At 38.6% G+C, this 20,583-nt stretch carries 10 protein-coding genes; 7 read left to right on the top strand and 3 right to left on the bottom strand.

Going from position 1 to position 20,583, the window contains the following annotated elements; all coding sequences use genetic code 11:
• The first annotated feature begins 312 nt into the window (after positions 1–312).
• The 5 genes from ACE01N_RS06550 to ACE01N_RS06530 all read left to right on the top strand — a co-directional run bounded on the left by ACE01N_RS06550 (position 313) and on the right by ACE01N_RS06530 (position 14,390).
• Positions 313–10,041, top strand: coding sequence for a LamG-like jellyroll fold domain-containing protein (locus ACE01N_RS06550; RefSeq protein WP_380586030.1), 9,729 nt, complete (start codon positions 313–315; stop codon positions 10,039–10,041).
• A 50-nt stretch (positions 10,042–10,091) separates the two neighbouring features.
• Positions 10,092–10,739, top strand: coding sequence for a T9SS type A sorting domain-containing protein (locus ACE01N_RS06545; protein WP_380586028.1), 648 nt, complete (start codon positions 10,092–10,094; stop codon positions 10,737–10,739).
• Between the two features lie 162 nt (positions 10,740–10,901).
• Entirely contained in the window at positions 10,902–11,720 is an 819-nt protein-coding gene (gene panB / locus ACE01N_RS06540) for a 3-methyl-2-oxobutanoate hydroxymethyltransferase (protein WP_375728462.1), read from the top strand.
• Positions 11,721–11,734: 14 nt separating this feature from the next.
• Entirely contained in the window at positions 11,735–12,427 is a 693-nt protein-coding gene (locus ACE01N_RS06535; RefSeq protein WP_380586025.1) for an RluA family pseudouridine synthase, read from the top strand.
• 10 nt (positions 12,428–12,437) lie between these two features.
• Complete coding sequence (locus tag ACE01N_RS06530; RefSeq protein WP_380586023.1) at positions 12,438–14,390, top strand: glycoside hydrolase family 97 protein; 1,953 nt, start codon at positions 12,438–12,440, stop codon at positions 14,388–14,390.
• A gap of 520 nt (positions 14,391–14,910) precedes the next feature.
• Here ACE01N_RS06530 and nadC read toward each other — a convergent pair.
• Genes nadC through ACE01N_RS06515 form a run of 3 tightly spaced genes read right to left on the bottom strand, consistent with a single transcriptional unit; the run spans position 14,911 to position 16,377 of the window.
• The gene (gene nadC / locus ACE01N_RS06525) at positions 14,911–15,756 is read right to left on the bottom strand and encodes a carboxylating nicotinate-nucleotide diphosphorylase (protein ID WP_380586021.1); all 846 of its coding nucleotides are present in this window, start codon (positions 15,754–15,756) and stop codon (positions 14,911–14,913) included.
• A gap of 16 nt (positions 15,757–15,772) precedes the next feature.
• The gene (locus ACE01N_RS06520; RefSeq protein ID WP_375728466.1) at positions 15,773–16,147 is read right to left on the bottom strand and encodes a DUF4783 domain-containing protein; all 375 of its coding nucleotides are present in this window, start codon (positions 16,145–16,147) and stop codon (positions 15,773–15,775) included.
• The gene (locus tag ACE01N_RS06515) at positions 16,147–16,377 is read right to left on the bottom strand and encodes a hypothetical protein (protein ID WP_380586018.1); all 231 of its coding nucleotides are present in this window, start codon (positions 16,375–16,377) and stop codon (positions 16,147–16,149) included. Before ACE01N_RS06515 ends, ACE01N_RS06520 begins: the two co-directional genes overlap by 1 nt.
• An 82-nt stretch (positions 16,378–16,459) precedes the next feature.
• Here ACE01N_RS06515 and rlmH point away from each other — a divergent pair, with 82 nt between their 5' ends.
• Together rlmH and ACE01N_RS06505 are read left to right on the top strand one after the other, a co-directional pair.
• Positions 16,460–16,933, top strand: coding sequence for a 23S rRNA (pseudouridine(1915)-N(3))-methyltransferase RlmH (rlmH, locus tag ACE01N_RS06510; RefSeq protein WP_380586016.1), 474 nt, complete (start codon positions 16,460–16,462; stop codon positions 16,931–16,933).
• Entirely contained in the window at positions 16,926–20,582 is a 3,657-nt protein-coding gene (locus ACE01N_RS06505) for a sensor histidine kinase (RefSeq protein ID WP_380586014.1), read from the top strand. Before rlmH ends, ACE01N_RS06505 begins: the two co-directional genes overlap by 8 nt.
• Position 20,583: the final 1 nt, after the last annotated feature.

Below are 20,583 nucleotides of genomic sequence, written 5' to 3'. Positions count from 1 at the left end.
ATAATCAGTGTCGGTTTTATATTGATGTGTTGTGGTGGTATGCCACTTATACAATAAATGTTATAGCATTGGTTAATTAAAAATTAACTTTGATACGATTTTTTGATCCGTTTTTTTAATTTAATCGCATGGTTTATGCCTTTAAATATTGACAAGTGGCTGTTTATTATTTATTTATGCTAAAATATATTTACTGAATATACTTTTTGTGTGAAAGTAGATTTTGTGTTAAAAAAGTTTTAAGTATTACCTTTTTTGTTATTTTTGTATTAATTAATTGAATATTTTGGCTGTTTAATCAATACTATCACCATGAAACGGATTTATCTCACTCTTTTATTGTTCATCTCAATTTTAACAATTTCATTTTCTCAAACTTGTATAAGCAATGCAAGTGAGTTGGAGGAACCATTCTTTGCAGCAGATTTTGAACGTAACTCATATGTAAGAATAAGTAATGGAAATGATGACACACGAGGAATGCAGGTTTATCATGATGAAGATTTTACAGTAGATATATGGGTGTATCCACAATTTTCAAAAGATGCCAGCAACTACTATTTTGTTTATAGTTATGGTAAGTGGGATGATGATCATAATAGTTTTTTTGTTGCATTTGAGAGTAAGGATCATTCAGGGGACAAATGGGCCATTAGGGTGTCTGATGGTAATGATGATGGTAGTAACAGCGATCTGCTTTGGAAGTTTACTCCAGATTATTATGAGGCAAATTTTCACAATAAATGGACTCATATTTGCGTAGTTCTTGATTCTCCGAGCGATAAGGATGGAGATGCAACCGTAAAGCTTTATGTGAATGGATCATACAAAAGTTCGCAAACCGGTTTTGATATGATATCATATGGAAGCGGAGATAGTGAAATCAGTTATCAGAAGTACAGTTATCTGGGCGAAGGCCTGTCTCCTTACACTAGTTATAATGAAGCTTTCTATGGTTATATGTCCGGGTTAAGGTTATGGGACAGAGCGTTAACTTCAACAGAGATTCAATACGTTAAAAACAAAACTTTTTTCGACATAAATTCATTCAAACCAGAATATCAGTATTTGTTCAACAGTTTGAGGGTCAATATGTACCGGGATGCAAATAATAATAATAACATTGCTTCAACCACTTATGATGCTTTAGGTATAGGAATGGTGGAATATAATATTCCGGCTCATTATAATGAGCATCATCCTGCAAATCCTGTGAAACCTTATAATCTGACACTAACCGAAAATTGTGATGATATTTACCTGCATTGGGATAAATCTGTTTTCTCAGGAACCTCAGCGATATTTAGACGACAAATTTCACCCGTTGAAGAGTATGATTTTACGTTATTATGTCAGACAAATTCAGATTATTATCAGGACAACAGCATCGAAAAAGAGACAGAGTACGAATATAAAGTCGAATCGAGATGGTATAACCCGGACAACCCTCTTAACAGGGAACAGGGAATATATATATCAGAAGGGGAATTAATCAGAGGTAGATCAAAAGCTTATGCTTATCCACGTAATTTTTCTGTTGAAGATGATCAGACCTGTAATGGAAAGCTTGTGTTCTCCTGGACTAAAAGCAGTGAGGCCATTTATGGTTATTCCATATTTTCAAAAACTTCGGATGAAAGTTGGAATCTTGTTACAGATATTACAGATAAAGGGACTACAAATTATGCCTATGATGTTCCGGATCAACAATACGGAGAACCGGTAACATATGCCATAGAAGCCAGAAATGACGGCTGTACCTATTTTGAAGATGGAGGCGATGTGCTGGCAAGGACAAATAAGCCATGTACCGAAAATCCACAGAATATAACGGCAAGCGAAGAAGGCGGAAATATAAGAATTGACTGGGACTTTACACAGCCGGCATCGGCTTTGGCTACCGGTTTCAGAATTTACAGAAGAGTTGTTAACGGAAATACCATTCTAATTGATGAATTGGAAAATCAGCCGAATGTCAGGTTTTATATTGATGAGTCTGCCGGATCGTGTATTGAATATGAGTATATGATTCAGGCAGTTAACAGCTGTACGTATGACACTCATAATGGTGAATCAGCTTGGAGTGCGGGCTTTAATAAAAGCCTTGATTTTACGGATGTATTCATTCCTGAGAGCATAGACGCTTCGAAAGGATATTTTAACGATCGTGTGGTGTTGGAATGGGCTGTTGACCCGGATCAGCGGCCGGATATTAATGCTTTTGAAATTTATCGCAAGTCATCCAAAGCAAATAGTTTTACTCTGCTCTCAACCGTTACAAATCCAAATGCTACAGAATATGTTGATAAGGATTTGGATGCCAACGTGCTTTATCAATACAAAATTATTGCGCGAGCCGAATGTAACAGCAGTTACGAATATTCCGAAGAACAATTTACCGAAGGATTCAGAACCAATGTAGGAATCGTTAGCGGTAAAACATCATTCGCGGGAGGTAATGCTGTTCAGGGAGTGGAAATAAGGGTGGAAAGCAATTATTTTTCTCCGTCGCATTGTATTTATCAGGATGGAAGTACTGAGCCTTTATATTTTGTTAAAACACTAAACGACCTTGATTCGTTGCAAACAAAGCCATTTGGTTTTGAAGCCTGGATCAAACCGGAACGGTTAAACTTTACCTTGCTTTCAGCAGGAGCATTTAAATTGTATTTTCTGGAAGGTATTCCGGTGGTTAAAATTGCAGAAAAGGTTAATGAAAATATATTTACGTCCATTCTTTCAGGGTCGGACGCAATTCCGACAGGACAGTGGACGCATGTGGCGATCAATGTATCACCAACTGAAATATCCTTGTTTGTAAATGGTAAACATAAGGCTTCAAAAAAGGCAGGATTCAGAAGTTGGACCGCTGTAAATATCAATGGATTTGAAGCTGGTGACACAACATTTGTTATCGGTATTGGTGATAATAATTATAAAGGCTATCTGGATGAAGTCAGGTTTTGGAATACTCAAAGGCCTGAAGAAGATATTTACCGCGATTATAAACGTATTCTGACAGGAGAAGAAAAAGACCTGATTTCATATCTTCGTATGGATGAAGGTTTTGGAAACAGCACTTATGATGTGTCCAATATCAGAGGAAATTATCATAAAAATCATTTTGCAGCCGATACCATTATCTGGAGCACCCAGGTTCCCCCGGAAGAGCTGTTGCACGTATCAGGCATAACTGATGAATATGGCAATTACAAGATTTCCTCTATTCGGTATGACGGAAGTGGTGGTACATTCAGGATCATTCCGATGCTTGGTGTGCATGAGTTTGATCCGGCCGATATCGAATTATTTATTGGGGATAATTCTCCGGTTCATAATAAAATTGATTTTACCGATATTTCATCGTTTGTAGTTAAAGGAAAGATTGTTTACGAAGGAACCAATTTCCCCGTAAAAGATGTGTACATAAAAGTTGATGGCGATTATGTTAAGGGAGCCGACAATATGCCGGTGGCAACTAAAGAGGATGGTACGTATCAGGTGGATGTTCCTATTGGGCAACACTTTATTGAGGTTGAGAAAAACGGACACACATTTATATCTGCTTATTATCCGGGAAAAGATTCAAATGGAGATATACTGAAGCACTATTTTAATATACCTATTGATAATCTTAATTTTTATGATAAAACCAGGGTTAAACTGATTGGGAAAGTAGTTGGGGGGCCGGTTGAAGCAGCTAAACAATCCGGTTCGGTCAACAATCCTGCAAAGAATAACCTGGGAGTAGTTGAAATAACATTGACCAGCTTAGGCGAACAGTATAATTTACCTAATGGCAAACGTGATACCACATTTTATACAAGTCCGAATGATGGTAATTTTGAAATTGATCTTTTGCCGGAAGTTTATAAACCCAAAGATGCCTTATCAATAGGTAACACAACTTATAAGTTTAATCGTGATCAGGATTTAACAACCATTGATCTGAGAAGTGTTTTCAACGAAAAATATGTGGTGGATTCTTTATTTGAGACAAATACCGATGGTTCTGAAACACTGACAGGAGTGGATACTGTTTTAACCTATAATCAGGAGCGAAACTGGATTTGGAGAAATACACCGGAACTGGAAGTTTACAATGGAAATGGTTCATCGTTACTGGGTGATTCCATTATTTTATATGATAACGGTCTTGGTGAATATGCGCCTTTAACAATAGCATCAACAGCAAGTGATGGTATGCCGGAATATAAATTCGGACATCCGTCATTTACCATGGGAAATCCGTACAGTTTGTTGATCGTAGCCATTGAAAGCTATGAAAACAGTGATCAGCCGGAAGTTGTAGATAAGGTTCCTGTTACGGATGGCGAAGTTTACATAATGAATGACTGTGCCGTTAACAGTGATAATTACAGTATCGGATTAAATGAAGAAGGTTATGCCATTTACCGCTTCAGTGCGGGAATGCCAAATCTTGCTGATCCGTATACGCATAGTATGGATATTCAGTTGATGGTCGATAATGTGGCATACCAGTGGAGCGAAGCGCCTTTGGTCTGCTATGTGTTTGGCGCTGTTCCTACCGGGAATAATTTTGTGACAAAGGGACCAGACAAAGTAGATTTTATTTTGCGTGACCCTCCAGGATCAAATTCCTACGCCTTTTTTGAAGAAGGTTTTACCACCACAGAGGTTAGCACAACCAACCTGATTAATGGCTGGGAGCAGGAAACCAGTCTGGTGCACATGCTTGGTGTTAGAATAGCTACCCAGGCCGGATCACCCTTTTTCTCAGTTCAGAATGAATTTGAATCAGACAATTCTGTGGGCTTAACAGTCCAAACCGGATTAAACTGGGGCGCCGGAAGTAGCGAAAGTACCACGGTTACCTATAATCAGGGGTTTAGCACCAGTGAATCACCGGATTATGTGGGCGACATGGGCGATGTGTTTTTCGGACGCAGTACCAATATGATTTATGGCCTCGCTACATTTTTGCAGGTTCTTAAACCCGGTGATGCACTGGATCAGGGTACACTAAAGGATTCTGTTGATTTTGATGGTACAATTTATTGTATTGGACAGCGAAAAGGATTAAGAATGTCTCCGGAAGTGAAGACAACGTTTGTATATACCCAAAATCATATTGAAAATGCCTTGATTCCCAATTTAATAATGTTGCGAAACCTGTTTTTTACTTCTCATCCAGGTAATTACGTTTCACATGTGTTAAGTCAGGACGATCCCCGGTACCTGTCGAACAACGACGATGAAAAAGTGTGGGGCAGCGACGCTACGCCCGATGATCCGCATAACGGTCTTTCGTACACGTATATGCCTGATAACGATGCAGAAGGCCATCCCATGTGGGATTCCGATTCCGTGAGGTTTTATAATCAGCAGATAGCACAGTGGGAAAGCAAGCTTAGGCTTAACGAAAAGCAAAAAGTCAAGGCTAAAAAATTCAAATCAGAAACAGGCATTCCTGAAAATGTGTCGTTTGATGCGGGTACCAGCTACGAAGCCAGTATCGAAAACAGTGTGGATTCAACAGAAACCAGCTCCTTTGAATACGAAATGAATGCAGGATTGGCTCTCGAACTGGGATTTTCTGTCAATAAATTCGGGTTCAGACTCGAAACAAAACAAACCTGGCATTTGGATTACACGCATGACAGTGAAACAACCACCACGCAAAACAATACCGTTGGTTTTGTTTTGGCAGATGAAGATGCAGGCGACTATTATACAGTAGATATCAGGGAATGTCAGTCGGGTAACGGGCCCGTGTTTAGAACCCGTGGAGGACAAAGTTCCTGTCCGTATGAAGGAGTTACTTTATCGAAATATTATAAACCAGGAGAGGTGCTGAACGAAGCTACCATGCAGATTGAGAAACCTTCAATTTCTGCACCGCAGTTGTTTGTTTCAGGTGTGCCGGAAACAGAACCGGCAGTCTTTACCTTAGAGCTGGCCAATACATCCGAGACAAACGATGACGGATGGTATATTTTAATTGCTGATCCTTCCAGTAATCCTGACGGAGCAAAAATTTATGTGGATGGGACTTCAATGGGGGCAGAAGGTAAAGCAATTTTGTTACCTGCCGGTAAAACAATTTATAAAACGGTAGAAGTTTATAAAGGAAAATCTGATGTGGATGAATACGATGATCTTGCAATGATAATTCATTCGCAATGTCAGTTTGATCCTACCAATTTCTGGGAAGATATTGCAGATACGGTTTTATTGTCAGCTCATTTTGTTCCTTCATGTTCACCGGTTAATCTGGCTGAACCTTTGGATCAGTGGATTGTAAATGCTGATATGAACGATACCTTGCCGGTTCTTATTAATGGATATAACCTGCAACATGAACGGTTGAAAAGCATCGGCTTCCAATATAAACCACAAAGTTCATCTACATGGACAACATTATACTGGTGGGTAAATGATCCGTTGTTGGCCAATAATGATGCTGTTGAAGATACGTTTAGTCTAAGTGGCAGCAGCAATGCACGTTTGCAGTGGAATATGTCTGAACTCAGAGACAGGGCATACGATTTAAGAGCTGTAACCTATTGTAATGATGGTAACAAGAATTATTCTGATGTAAAAGCAGGTATTCTGGACGGCATCAGGCCTTATGTATTTGGGCATCCGCAACCTTCGGATGGTATATTATCTGCCGGAGAAGATATCTCTGTTCAATTTAGTGAGGAGATAGAAACAGGTTTACTGACTTCAGAAAACTTTGTGGTCAGGGGCGTTCTGAATGGCTATGAAATCGATCATCAGGCAAGTCTCGGGTTTGATGGTTCAGCGTCCTATGCCACCGTTCCTGCCGGTGTAAACCTCTCATATAAATCGTTTACGCTTGAATTCTGGGCAAAAACAACAGGGGACGGAACTTTCTTTTCATATGGTTCTCCGGATCAATCTGTTGGATTGGAAATATCAGGTGGAAATAGTCTGACAGCTTATCTTGGAACGGAATCTGCATCAGGTTCTGTTAGTACAGATACAGAAAACTGGCATCATTATGCGTTTGTATACGATCTTGGTGGAAACAGGTTTAAGATTTATCTGGATGATGAGGAAGTTATAATTCACGATATGCCGGATACTTATTTATATGGAGGAAACGGGCCCTTAAATTTTGGAACGTCATTGGCAAATGGTAAATTCCTGAACGGAAATATGCATGATGTAAGAATATACAGCGAAGCCAGAAATCTTTCTGTGGTATATTCCGAGATGTATAATGCACCTGCATTTACTGATCCTTCCTTAATTGGATATTGGCCAATGGATGATGCAACAGGAACTCTTGCTGAGGATATTGCCGAAAACAGGCATGCAGAAATAAATGGAGCAGAATGGAGTGTTGATCCCAAAGGAAAAGCGGTAAATATCGGTTCAGATAGTTATATTTCACTGGATGCGACACTGATTCCGGTTAGCCAGGATGAGGATTATACCATTGAATTCTGGTTCAAGGCAGATATTCAGTCTGACACTGCAGCATTGTTCAGTTGTGGTATACAGGGAAAATCCAGACCTGAACATTGTCTTGAAATTGCTGCATTACCGAATGGTCATCTCATGCTTGGAACCATGAATGGTAATATGGAAATAACCTCATTCAACACTTTTGATAATACATGGCATAAATTTGCATTGACAGTTTCACGGATTGGTGAAGCAAAAGTTTACCTTGATGGTGAAATCACTTGGACCGTAACTAATAGTCAGGTCAACGGATTTGCAGGTTATGAAATACTCATTGGTGCAATGAAACGGCGTACTGCTTCCGAATTTGATGGTGAGGTGATGCATTATTTCAATGGTTTGGTGGATGAGATACGCATCTGGAATGCAGAAATTAAGGAAAATGAATTGTCGTTGAACAGCAATAACAGGCTGACTGGCAGTGAAACAGGGCTGATTGCATATTACCCGTTTGAACGGTATGAAAAGGATAACTTTGATCAGCTTGTACAGCATGATTCAAAAACTGATGCATCAAAGATCAGTGCTGAGGCTATTTTTACAGGATCGGTAACATTCTCTGATGATGCACCAAATATTAAGGATGTTAAACCGGCAGAGGAAGTGCCCGTAATCTTTACAGCCAACGGAGATAAGATTATACTCACACCTGATGTTGAGCCTGAGCGCATTGAAAAGTGTATTCTGGATATTTCTGTCGTTGGTGTTGAGGACCTTCATGGAAACTCTATTGCATCACCTGCGAAATGGAGTGCTTATGTTCATCAGAATAATCTTTTATGGTCGTCATCTGAAGTTGAAGCTGAAAAGATGGTTGGTGAAACAGGAACCTTCGACGTCTTAATTTATAACAAGGGTGGTGCTGTTGAAAGCTTTTTGATCACAAATCTTCCGGACTGGTTAACCGTAAATGAGTCGTCAGGCAGCATCGATCCGGAAAGTGAAAAGCATATTGAATTTACAATATCCGGCGCATTAAATATTGGAGACTATCAAACAGCGGTTTATCTCACATCTACTGATGGTTTTGATGAGAAGTTGATTGTCAACGTGAAAGTAAGAGGTGAAGATGTGCAATGGAGCATAGAGGATCAGGAATTTGAATATTCCATGTCTGTTTTTGGTAAGCTGATCATTAATGGTCAGGTTTCCACAGATATTGATGACAGGATTGGCGCTTTTGTTGGAGACGAATGTCGAGGCGTATGTAATTTGAAATATTACAGCGATTATAACATCTATCTTGTGCCTATCCAGATTTATGCCAATAAAGAAGGTGAGACAGTAATATTTAAAGTATGGGATGCCAGTACAGGCCGAACTCATGGAAATGTTACACCTGAACTGATATTCCAGGCGGATGATATTATGGGTAGGCCGTCTACTCCGATCGAAATTGTCGCAAACGATGATGTTGAAGCTGATATCACAATTGATGCCGGATGGAACTGGCTCTCTTTCAATCTTGAAACCGATACATTAAGTTCCGTTGATGGTCTGATGAAAGATGTAAAATCGACCACCGGAGATATTATAAAAGGATCGACAGCTTTCGATAATTATGTGACCGGTCTGGGTTGGAATGGCTCTTTGTCAGCAGCAGGTGGTCTCGAAATTGGCAAGCTTTACATGATGAAGAACAGCTACAGCGACAATCTGATATATTACGGTATTCCGGCCAAAACTTCGGATTATCCGATTGTTCTGCAGCCCGGCTGGAGCTGGATAGGTTACGTGCCTCAGACGATGATGCCGGTTAATGATGCGTTGGCTTATTACACGCCACAAACTGATGACCTGATAAAAGGCAGAACACGTTTTGCAATGTACGATCCGGTTATGGGATGGATAGGAAGTCTTGAATATCTCGAACCAAACAAAGGATACATGTACTATTCCGGTGCATCTGAGAATGTATCATTCTTATATCCTGAGCAGTCGCTTTACACAAAAGGTGCTGTGATGAACGTAAATAGCAATCTTAGCATTATACCCGCAGAGTACAGTAATTCAATGAATATTGTGGCCGAAGTTGTCGGAATGGACAGCAGGGACTATAATCTTATGGTTTATACTGGTGATAATTTCAGGGGCATTGTTGAACCGGAAATTGTAAACGGAGTACCGGTCTATTTTCTTTCTGTTGGTGGAGAAAACGGGGATGATTCGGAATTGCGTTTTGAACTTTCTAATGGGCAGCAATCAATAGAGCTGTTTGGTCCCGGTGAAATTCATCTGGGTATAAATCAGATTCTGGGCACTGTAAAAAGTCCTGTGCAATTGTTTACAGAAGATGCCAGGGCAGGGTTTGGAAATTCGGGTATCTATGTTTATCCCAACCCGTTTGCTTCAGTCGTTGATATCTATGTTGATCCATCAAAGGCAGAACGAATAATAATACAGGATATGGCAGGTAGAACTGTAAAAGTAATTCAGGTTGATAGTAACAGGGTGACCTGGAATGGAACAGATGACAGTTCTGATAATGTTGCACCAGGAAGCTATATGGTTAAGGTTCAGGCCGGATCGGAAGAGACAGTTATAAAACTTATTAAATTATAAAATGAAATTTCCGGGCAGAATATTCCTGTCCGGAATAAAAAATATATATCATGAAAAAACTCTTTACATTAAGCTTATTGTTTCTCTGCTTATGTCATTTGAATATAAATGCTCAGGATGAATGGACGGTTAATCCGGCAAATTTTCAGAATACAATGACCATAACCTGTATGGCACGATATGATTGGGCTGTCGTAAATGATTCTGTTACAATTGCTGCATTTGTTGAAGGCGAATGCCGGGGAGTTAATCAGTCGGTTTATATTCCTGAAGTAAACAAACATGAGGTTTTCCTGATGGTTTACAGTAATACGCAAAATGAAAAAGTGAATTTTAAAGTTTATTTTAAAAAGATGAATCAGACAGTTGAAATCATGGATACGGTTGTTTTCACAAGCAATGCCATAATTGGGAACTATAATTCTCCTAAAATATGGCGTACCGAAACAAATCTGGCTGTTGAATCTATCAACTTTGAAACCGTAACATTGTATCCAAATCCAGTACACCGCGAATTAAAAATAAGTAACGGACAACCAATCCGTGAAATCATTATTTATTCATTAAACGGGGAGGAGCTTAAAAGGGATAAAGCTGGAAACAAGACTGTAGATGTATCAACATTAAATCCCGGAATCTATTTTTGTAAGCTATCTGATGGGAAGAACGCTGTTGTTAAGCGTTTTATTAAAAAATGAAATACGTGATTTAAAAATTGATTTAAGAAATTTTGTCTTTAGGGATGTGCTTAGGCCTCCCTTTTTTTATGGATATAAAAATAAATTGAATAATCCATATAAAGACTTTTTTTACCTTTGTTGATCGAATCAGGGACTTGCTTTCCCGCAAACAGATGTATTATGTCAGCAATTACAGGAGACAGAAAAAGAGTAACAACACACCGCCTTTCTGAAATGAAACTGCGTGGTGAAAAAATATCAATGTTAACAGCCTACGATTATTCTATGGCCAGAATTGTGGATCATGCAGGAATAGATGTTATTCTTGTCGGTGATTCGGCATCAAATGTTATGGCAGGAAATGAGACCACTCTGCCAATTACACTGGATCAGATGATTTACCACGGAAGTTCGGTAGTAAAAGCTGTGAACACAGCGCTTGTTGTGGTGGATTTACCGTTTGGATCATACCAGGGGAACTCCAAGGAAGCCTTAAGCAGTGCAATTCGTATTATGAAAGAAACACATGCGGATGCTGTAAAACTGGAGGGTGGAAGTGAAGTACTTGAATCTGTCAACAGAATATTGTCTGCAGGAATACCAATTATGGGGCATTTGGGCCTGACACCGCAATCAATCCATAAATTCGGAACGTATTCCGTTAGGGCAAAAGAGGAGGCTGAAGCCAATAAATTGGTGGAGGATGCGAAACTGCTTGAAGAAGCAGGATGCTTTGCCATAGTACTTGAAAAAGTACCTGCAGCTTTGGCCGAGAAAGTTGCAAAAGAGCTGACCATTCCGATAATTGGCATTGGAGCTGGTCCGGGGGTGGATGGACAGGTACTTGTGTTGCATGACATGTTGGGCATAAATCAGGAATTTTCACCCCGTTTTTTACGACGCTATCATAACTTATTTGCCGAAATTAAAGGTGCCGTTGAAAATTATGTGCAGGATGTAAAATCTGTTGACTTCCCAAATAAAAAAGAGTCCTATTAATTCAGGTTTACCGGATGGAGGATATAAATATTTTATACGAGGATAATCACCTGATTGCAATAAATAAAAGCACTTCAGATCTTGTTCAGGGAGACAAAACAGGCGACGAGACTTTAGCAGACAAAATAAAAAGGTATATCAAGGTTAAGTATAATAAACCCGGAGATGTTTTTCTTGGTGTGGTGCACAGACTGGACAGGCCTGTAAGTGGTGTGGTGATTTATGCCAGAACTTCAAAAGCACTGGCCAGAATGAATAAGATTTTTCAGGATAGGGAGGTTGACAAAATTTACTGGGCTGTGGTGAAACAACAGCCAGAAAAGCCGGAGGACAAACTGGTTCACTGGCTGGTTAGGATCCAAAAACAGAATAAATCGTATGCTTATGAAAGTGAGCGTAAGGATGCTAAAAAAGCTATCCTGAGTTACCGTACATTGTCTATACTTACAAACTATAGTTTGCTGGAAGTAAAGCTGGAAACGGGCCGGCATCATCAGATAAGAAGTCAGCTGGCTAAAATAGGATCTCCTATAAAAGGGGACCTTAAATACGGATTTGCACGTTCTAACCCTGATGGAGGAATTTCGTTGCATGCCAGACAGGTACAGTTTATTCACCCTGTTCAGAAAAAGGAAATCACGATAACGGCGGATCCACCCAAAAATGATAACTTATGGAACGCATTTATGGAAACTATAACCGATTAATAATACTTATATGAAAAAGCTTTTACTATTTACCGTAATGACGATTGTATCGTTTTCGGTATTCTCTGAAAATCAGATTAAGTCGCCTGACCAAAAAATTACACTCACATATGATGTTTCGGATCAGGTGACATGGAGCGTTTCATTCAATGGTCAGCCAGTTATTGAAAATGGAGTGATTGGGCTGGTTACGAATGGGAAGGATTTAATGAAAAAACAAAAGATTCGAAAATCTTACACAGGATTGGTTATTCAAAATGTAAAACCTTCAGTTCCGTTAAAATATGCGGATCATACCGTTCAGTACAATCAGGATAGATTGGTGTTGAAAAACGGATTAACGCTGGTATTCAGGGTATATAACAGTGGTGTGGCATACCGCATATTAACTGATTTCAGAAAAGAATCAGCGATAGAAAATGAAGTTGTACAATTTGGTTTTGAACCAGGTTCGTCGTTGCTCTTTCCTAAAGAGGATCAGTTAATTTCGCATTATGAAAGACAATATCTTGATTTAAAAATTGATGATATAAAACGTGATATGTTTTGTTCCCTGCCCATGCTGGCAACTGTAAACGGCATTCGTATTGGAATAACAGAGGCAGATGTTACGGGCTACCCGCAATTGTTTCTGAAGGGAAATGGCAGCATGGGACTATCGTCTCTTTATCCACAATATCCCTTGGGAATTGAACCTGCAGAACGTGGAGGAGACCGTAATGTAGTTATTACGAAAGAGGCAGATTATATTGCTAAAGTTAAGCCTGGAAAGGATCTGCCATGGCGCGTGTTTATGATTGCAGATAACGATAAAGCCCTTCTGGAAAACGATTTACCTGTGTGTCTTAATAGTGGGGCAAAGATTCCGACAGACTGGATTAAACCGGGTAAAGTGGCCTGGGACTGGTGGAATGCCAATAATATTTACGGCGTTGATTTTAAATCGGGGATCAATACAGAAACCTACAAATATTATATTGATTTTGCTTCGAAGTATGGGCTGGAATATATTATACTGGACGAAGGTTGGTCAAAAACCACAACTGATATTTTGAAATCAACAGATGATATTGATCTGGATGAGTTGATTTCGTATGGCAAACAAAAAAATGTGGACATAATACTTTGGGTTTTATGGAAGCCGCTTGAAGAGCATCTAACTGAGGCACTTGATCTGTATGAGAAGATGGGCGTGGCAGGAATCAAGGTCGATTTTATGCAACGTGCCGATCAACTCATGGTTGAATATTATGAAAATGTTGCGCGTGAAGCGGCAAAACGTCATTTGCTGGTAGATTTTCACGGTGCATTTAAACCGTCGGGTATTGAGGCTTTGTATCCCAATGTTGTAAACTATGAAGGAGTAAAAGGTCTTGAAAACGATAAGTGGAGTGATCTCATAACACCCGAACATGATGTAACACTTCCGTTTACACGTATGCTCGCCGGTCCAATGGATTACACCCCTGGTGCCATGCGAAATGCCCAGGAAATTAATTTCAGTATATCATTTGAACGTCCAATGAGTCAGGGTACACGCTGCCATCAGGCTGCCATGTATGTGATTTATGAAGCGCCATTGCAGATGCTGGCTGATTGTCCGTCCAATTATTTAAGAGATTCTGAATATACCGGGTTCATTGCTGAATTTCCTACGACCTGGGACGACATAAAAGTACTTGAAGCTAATGTTGGTGACTATGTGGTACTGGTCAGAAGACATGGAGACAAATGGTATATTGGTGGCATGACAGACTGGACTGAACGCGAATTTGAGCTGTCACTTGATTTTTTGCCGGACGGTAAAACATATAAACTGACCATGGTTAGTGATGGGGTGAACGCAAACCGTATGGCCGAAGATTATAAACTGTCAGAATCTAAGGTTGTGAAAGGAACCAATCTTCACGTTAAAATGGCCAAAGGCGGTGGTTTTGCCGGAATATTGGAACCGGTGGAATAATGCATAATTAAAAATTTCTGTTGTCCGGTTAAAGCTTCAGAGATTCCTCGCTTCACTCGGAACGACAGGCAGTTGCTGGCTCTTGGGCTGGAGGAAGGGTTGGTTTGCTACAGATTCGAAAACCAACCCTTCCTCCAGCCCCATATGAACCTAAGAGACTGTCATTCTGAGCGTAATAAAATGAAGCGAAGAATCTTTAAGTAATATTGATTTTTTAGCCGGATAACAGTGATTAAAAATTAATAATGAATATTTAATGGCGAGATTAAAGGTAAGTTATTCTATATTTAATTTTTTTCAATAGCTTTGGAATAATTTTAAAATTTTTATATGGAAGTAGTGATTTTTGTAATCACAATTATCCTTTTAGTTTTGAATATAGTCGATAAAAGTATCACTATTTGTCAAAAACTAAATGGTAAATAATGATTAAGAAACATGAAAATTCCAAAATGGAAATTATTTAAGAAGAGGCTTTCTATTAAAGATGGCTTCTTTTTCGTTTATGAAGTTTTATTTTTTAAATTGCTTTTAAACTCATATCCAGACTTTTTACGGAATGAGTCAGCGCACCAACCGAAATATAGTCCACACCACATTCAGCATAATCCCGTAATGTTTCAAGAGTAATTCCGCCGGATGATTCTGTTTCATACCTGTTGTTGATAATGTTCACTGCTTTTTTTGTATCCCCGGTATTGAAATTATCCAGCATAATCCGGTGGATTCCGCCCACTTCCAGAACCTGATTCAGTTCATCGAAATTACGTACTTCCACTTCAATTTTCAGATCTTTGTTATGATCCTTCAGATATTTTTGAGTGGTTTTAATTGCTTTTTCGATACCTCCGGCAAAGTCCACGTGGTTGTCTTTCAGCATCACCATATCAAAAAGCCCCATTCTGTGATTTTCACCACCACCAATTTTTACCGCCATCTTTTCCAGAATTCTCATGCCAGGCGTTGTTTTTCGGGTATCAAGTACTTTTGTGTGTAATCCTTTAAGCTTATCCACGTAAACAGCAGTGCGCGTTGCAATACCGCTCATGCGCTGCATAATGTTTAGCATCAGACGCTCGGTTTGCAACAGGCTTTGTGTTTTTCCTTCTACTTCGAAAGCAATATCACCAACTTTTACGCGCGATCCGTCCTGTATAAAAACATTGATTTTTAATTCCGGATCAAACCGGTGAAAAACCAGTTTAGCTACTTCAACACCTGCTAATACGCCGTCTTCCTTAATTATTAAACGTGATTTTCCTATGGCATCTGCCGGAATACATGAAAGAGTGGAATGGTCGCCATCGCCAATGTCTTCTTTAAATGCCAGCTCAATGAGTGCATCAATGTATGCGTTTGAAATCATGTGTAGGGAATATTATTTATTTAATTCTGATCTGATGGATTAACGTTGTACTGCCTTTACCACGAAGTAAAAAAGTAATACGGTATGTTTTATTATTCTTTGTTGTAAGATTTCCGATTAAATATCGTGCATCTTCCCGTGTACTGTCGTAGGCAATATTGAAATCGACCGGTGGATTCTTTTTGAAAAATTCGCTCATTACCATTTGAGCCTGGGGTTTAGTGTACATTTTATCATCATCATTAATAACAATCTCGACAGAAGAATTAAAGAGTTGTGATAGTTGACCAGCACTTCCCATTTTAATGGCAGAGGTTAGATTATCCACGGTTTGAGCTTTTAGCAATGTAGCGGATAAAACCAAGGTAAGTATGATAAGTATTTGTTTCATCAATTTTCTTTTGCCTTATGCAAATTTAATACCAATACGCAATAATAAAAATTATTTGGCATTTTTAGCAGGTTGTTGGGTAAACCCAAAAATGTCATTAGCCATTTTTGCACTCCGTGCTGACGATTGAAAATGAAATAATTTACACATTTTTGTTGATTAAGATCTTCTTGTATTTTCAATGTCAGGGTTGATCCTGACAAAGCTTTGTTTTCCAATGCTTTCTTCACCTATAAAGGCAAATTTATCATTATCCAATGACAAATTTGGGATAAATGTTAACTTTGTAAAGGCCTGCATAAAAAGGAACTGATGAACATTAAACTGATAACTGTAGGAAAAACCGATTCAGAACATGTTAAAGTTGGTACAGAGCTTTATACTAAACGGATAAAACGGTATATAAATTTTGATATTCTGGCAATTCCTGATCTGAAGAAATCAAAAAAAAGATCGGAAGAAGTTCAGAAAGAGCAGGAGGGGAAACTGATTTTGGAAAATTTGCAGGCGGGTGATTTTCTCGTTTTACTGGATGAAAACGGGAAAGAACTCCGATCTGTTGATTTTGCGGAGTATATTCAAAAGCGAATGAACAGCGGAATTAAACAGCTGGTATTCGTTATTGGAGGGCCTTACGGCTTTAGCGAGGACGTAAAAGAACGTTGTAATTATAAATTGTCCCTCTCAAAAATGACATTCTCACATCAGTTGGTACGCGTTTTGTTTGCAGAACAGCTTTACAGGGCATTTTCCATTATAAAAGGTGAACCCTATCATCATGAATAAAGAGAAACAAAATAAATATTTTATTACCTTATTGGTTCTGAGTACGGTTTTTATCATAACCGGACTCCTGTCTGAAAATATTTATTTGTCTCCACCTAAGAAATCTGAAGTAAAAAATAAAATAGAATCTCGCATTCAGAGTAAACAGGCTGAACTCAAAAATTTGCTGAATTCTTATAGGTTGGATCTGGCTTCTGATTCATTTTATATTGACCACTTTAATACATTACTTCATCAGTCGGAAAAAGAATTCTATTTGTTTGGTTTTCAGGACGGAGCAATGTCATTCTGGAATTCCAACAAGATAATCATCGATACAACTGAGATTGGTCACCTGGCTAATACGGTTGTCGAATTTCCCAATTCATATTGTGTGTGGGATAGTGTAAATGTGGGCACTAAAACACTGTATGGGTTTTATCCCATTGAATTTATTTACCGTATTGAAAATAGATTTATAAAGAGTTATTTTCAGCCTGAACTGGAAATTCCGGAGCATTCGGTCATATATTTGACCAATCTTGGAAAAACTTCGAGTATCCGTGGAATTGATAACCAGATTTTATGTTATCTGGATATTGGTCCGGTTAATACCAGAGCCAATATTTTCAAAATAGTGGGGCTCTTTTCATTTCTTTTGTTTCTGCTCTTTATTTGGGGCGCATTCCTGTTACATATTGCCAGAATAAGAAATAAGTTAAAGAGAAACCTTCTTATTCTGCTATCTTTCGGAATTATCTTTTTGATAGTGGCATTTATCGGAGGTTTGGAATATCCTGTTTTGCTGAATTATACAGAATTATTTTCACCTTCTGTTTTTGCAATGCCGGGGTTATTTAAAAACCTGGGATTGATACTGGTTTTTGGGATGCTCTGGATCCTGTCAGCGTTGCTTTTTAAGGAAAGGTTTGCATTTGGAAAGTTGACTCATGTCAAAAACGTGATATTCTCCATTCTGATGGGAGTTATTTTTGTGGAGATTATTCGATTGTATGTGAATGTAATCGAGCACTCAGTTATCAATTTTCAATTGCAGTTACTTAAGGATGTAGATATGTATTCTTTACTAGCTTATCTCATCTTTATTTTGATGTTCGGTGGATGGTTCTTAATTGTTGATGCATTTGCTAAATATATCAGTTGTGTTAAAGATGCAAGAGTATACATTTTTTCATCTTTGGCAATTCTTGCCACATCAACGGTGTTGTTTACTTTTATCAGGGATATAAATCTTACGTTACCAGCTTTGATGGCAATTGCAATTGCTGGTGCTTCATATATTATCAGGAGCAGGACTTCCGGTGGTTATAATTTTATGAACCGTTTTGTCATTATTCTATTGTTCAGTATTCTGGGGTGGATTATGTTTTGGCAAACGCAGGATGAAACAGACAGGTCTAAGGAAGATACCTTACTTGGTAACCTTGCTTTCAGTGTTCTTAAAGAGCGCGATCCAATAACTGAAATTAACCTTATAAATAAAACGGAAGGAATCTTCAATGATTACTATATAAAGCAGATGGTCTCAGGAGAAGATATAAAAGTAGACCAGCTTCAGGAGTACCTTCGTAAGTTTTACCTGAACGAGTTTTGGCGTAAATATGATATTCAGGTGGTATTATGCTGGCCCGGAACAGATTTGTATGTGGGAGAGGATGGCGATAATAATGATTGTTACAGCTATTTTTCAGGGATGATTAATGAAATAGGTGAGCAAATTAATGAATCTGATGTATACTATCTTGATAATTATAACGGTCGCGTTAATTATTTTGTCTGGATCAAATATAATCAGGGACAGGATAATGAGGTGTCTTTATTTATCGATCTTGAAACCCGTAGTACTTCAAAAGGCATAGGTTATCCTGAGCTTTTATCGGACAATAATATTGATCTCAGTAACCTGTATGATGACTATAGTTTTGCACGGTATGTTGACGGTAAATTAGTGAATTATGCCGGAAATTACCAGTATAATACCTTAAGTGACTGGGTAAAAAATGATACGACTCTTCAGGTATTTAACGGATATGTTCACCGGTTCTATAAAACAAGCAACAATGAGTTATTCGTGCTTTCTAAGCCAGAACGCTCAACATTCGATACGTTATTATTCCTTGTTTATCTGTTTTTGTACCTTTTCATTTTAACGTATATCGCAATTTTCCTTACAGGTTTATTTAATCAAAGATCCAAAAACAACCGGACACTCGCATACAGGATCAGGCAAAATGTAATTCTGATTTTGCTTCTGAGTTTTATGCTTATAGGTGCTACATCCATATATTTTAACGTACGGCAATATAAAAACAAGCAGCTTGAAGTGTTGCAGGAAAAAAATAAAAGTGTTCTCGTGGCACTGGATAGCTATCTGGGGCAGGTCAGCTCTCTTAATGATATCGATTTACGTGAGTTTACATCTTTGTTGCAGAATCTTTCCAATACCTTGTATATAGACATTAATGTATACGATACAGATGGAAGACTGGCTGCTACCTCCCGGCCTGAAGTATTTCAACGCGAAATAATAAGCCGGAGAATAGATCCTGCATCTTACTATAAGCTTAAATATGATAAACAACCTTTTGTGCTGACCAATGAATCATTGGTTGGTCTCAATTATTTATCAGCTTATCAGCCCATTAGTAACTGGGAGAATAACTTTCTGGGTTATGTTAACCTGCCGTATTTTGTAAGTTCTGATGAACTGTCAAATGATGTGAGTGATTTTATTGTGGTTCTGTTGAATATCTATCTTATATTCGTCATTATTGCGGTATTTCTTACAGTATTGTTGACCCGGGAAATAACCAGACCGCTGCTTTTAATCCGTGAAAAACTTGCAGGATTCCGTTTGCGTGGAGCAAATGAAAAAATAGATTATCATGGCAGAGACGAAGTGGCCCAACTGGTTGAAGATTATAACCGACTTGTGGACGAACTTGAGAAAAGTGCTGAACAGTTAGCCACTTCAGAACGTTCAATGGCCTGGAGGCAGATGGCAAGACAGATTGCTCATGAGATTAAAAATCCGTTAACGCCAATGAAGTTGAGTATCCAGCATTTGCAAAGAGCAAGAACAGAGGGCGATGAACGGTTTAATGAATTTTTCAAAAAAACAACCAAAACACTGGTTGAACAAATTGATAATCTGAGCCGGATTGCTTCAGAGTTTTCTTCGTTCTCTAAAATGCCGGAATCAAAACCGGAAGTAGTTGATATTATTGAGCGGGCCGGTGTGGCAGTGGATCTTTTCGTGGATACACCCAACGTTAAAGTATCACTTAAAAACAGCAGTCAAAGTATTCTTGTTTATGCTGACAGGGAGCAATTAAAACAGGTCTTTAATAATCTGATTAAGAATGCTATTCAATCTGTACCTCAGGACCGAAAAGGGATTATAACTGTGACTGTTACTGAAGAAAACGGCTTTGCCCGTGTTCAGATAACAGATAACGGAAAAGGTATTCCTGAAGACTCCAGGAGTAAACTGTTTGAACCGAATTTTACAACAAAGTCCAGTGGAATGGGACTTGGCCTGGCGATCACAAAAAATATTGTGATTAACTCCGGTGGCGATATCTGGTTTGAAACGGTTGAAAATAAAGGAACGACGTTCTTCTTTACTTTGCCACTTTTTAAACGATAAT

Source organism: Quyinboa ferrireducens, assembly GCF_042436675.1.
Taxonomy (GTDB): Bacteria; Bacteroidota; Bacteroidia; order Bacteroidales; family UBA5342; genus JBHJHP01.
The sequence above is the reverse complement of the archived record's forward strand: the minus strand, read 5'-3'. Positions and strand labels throughout refer to the sequence as shown.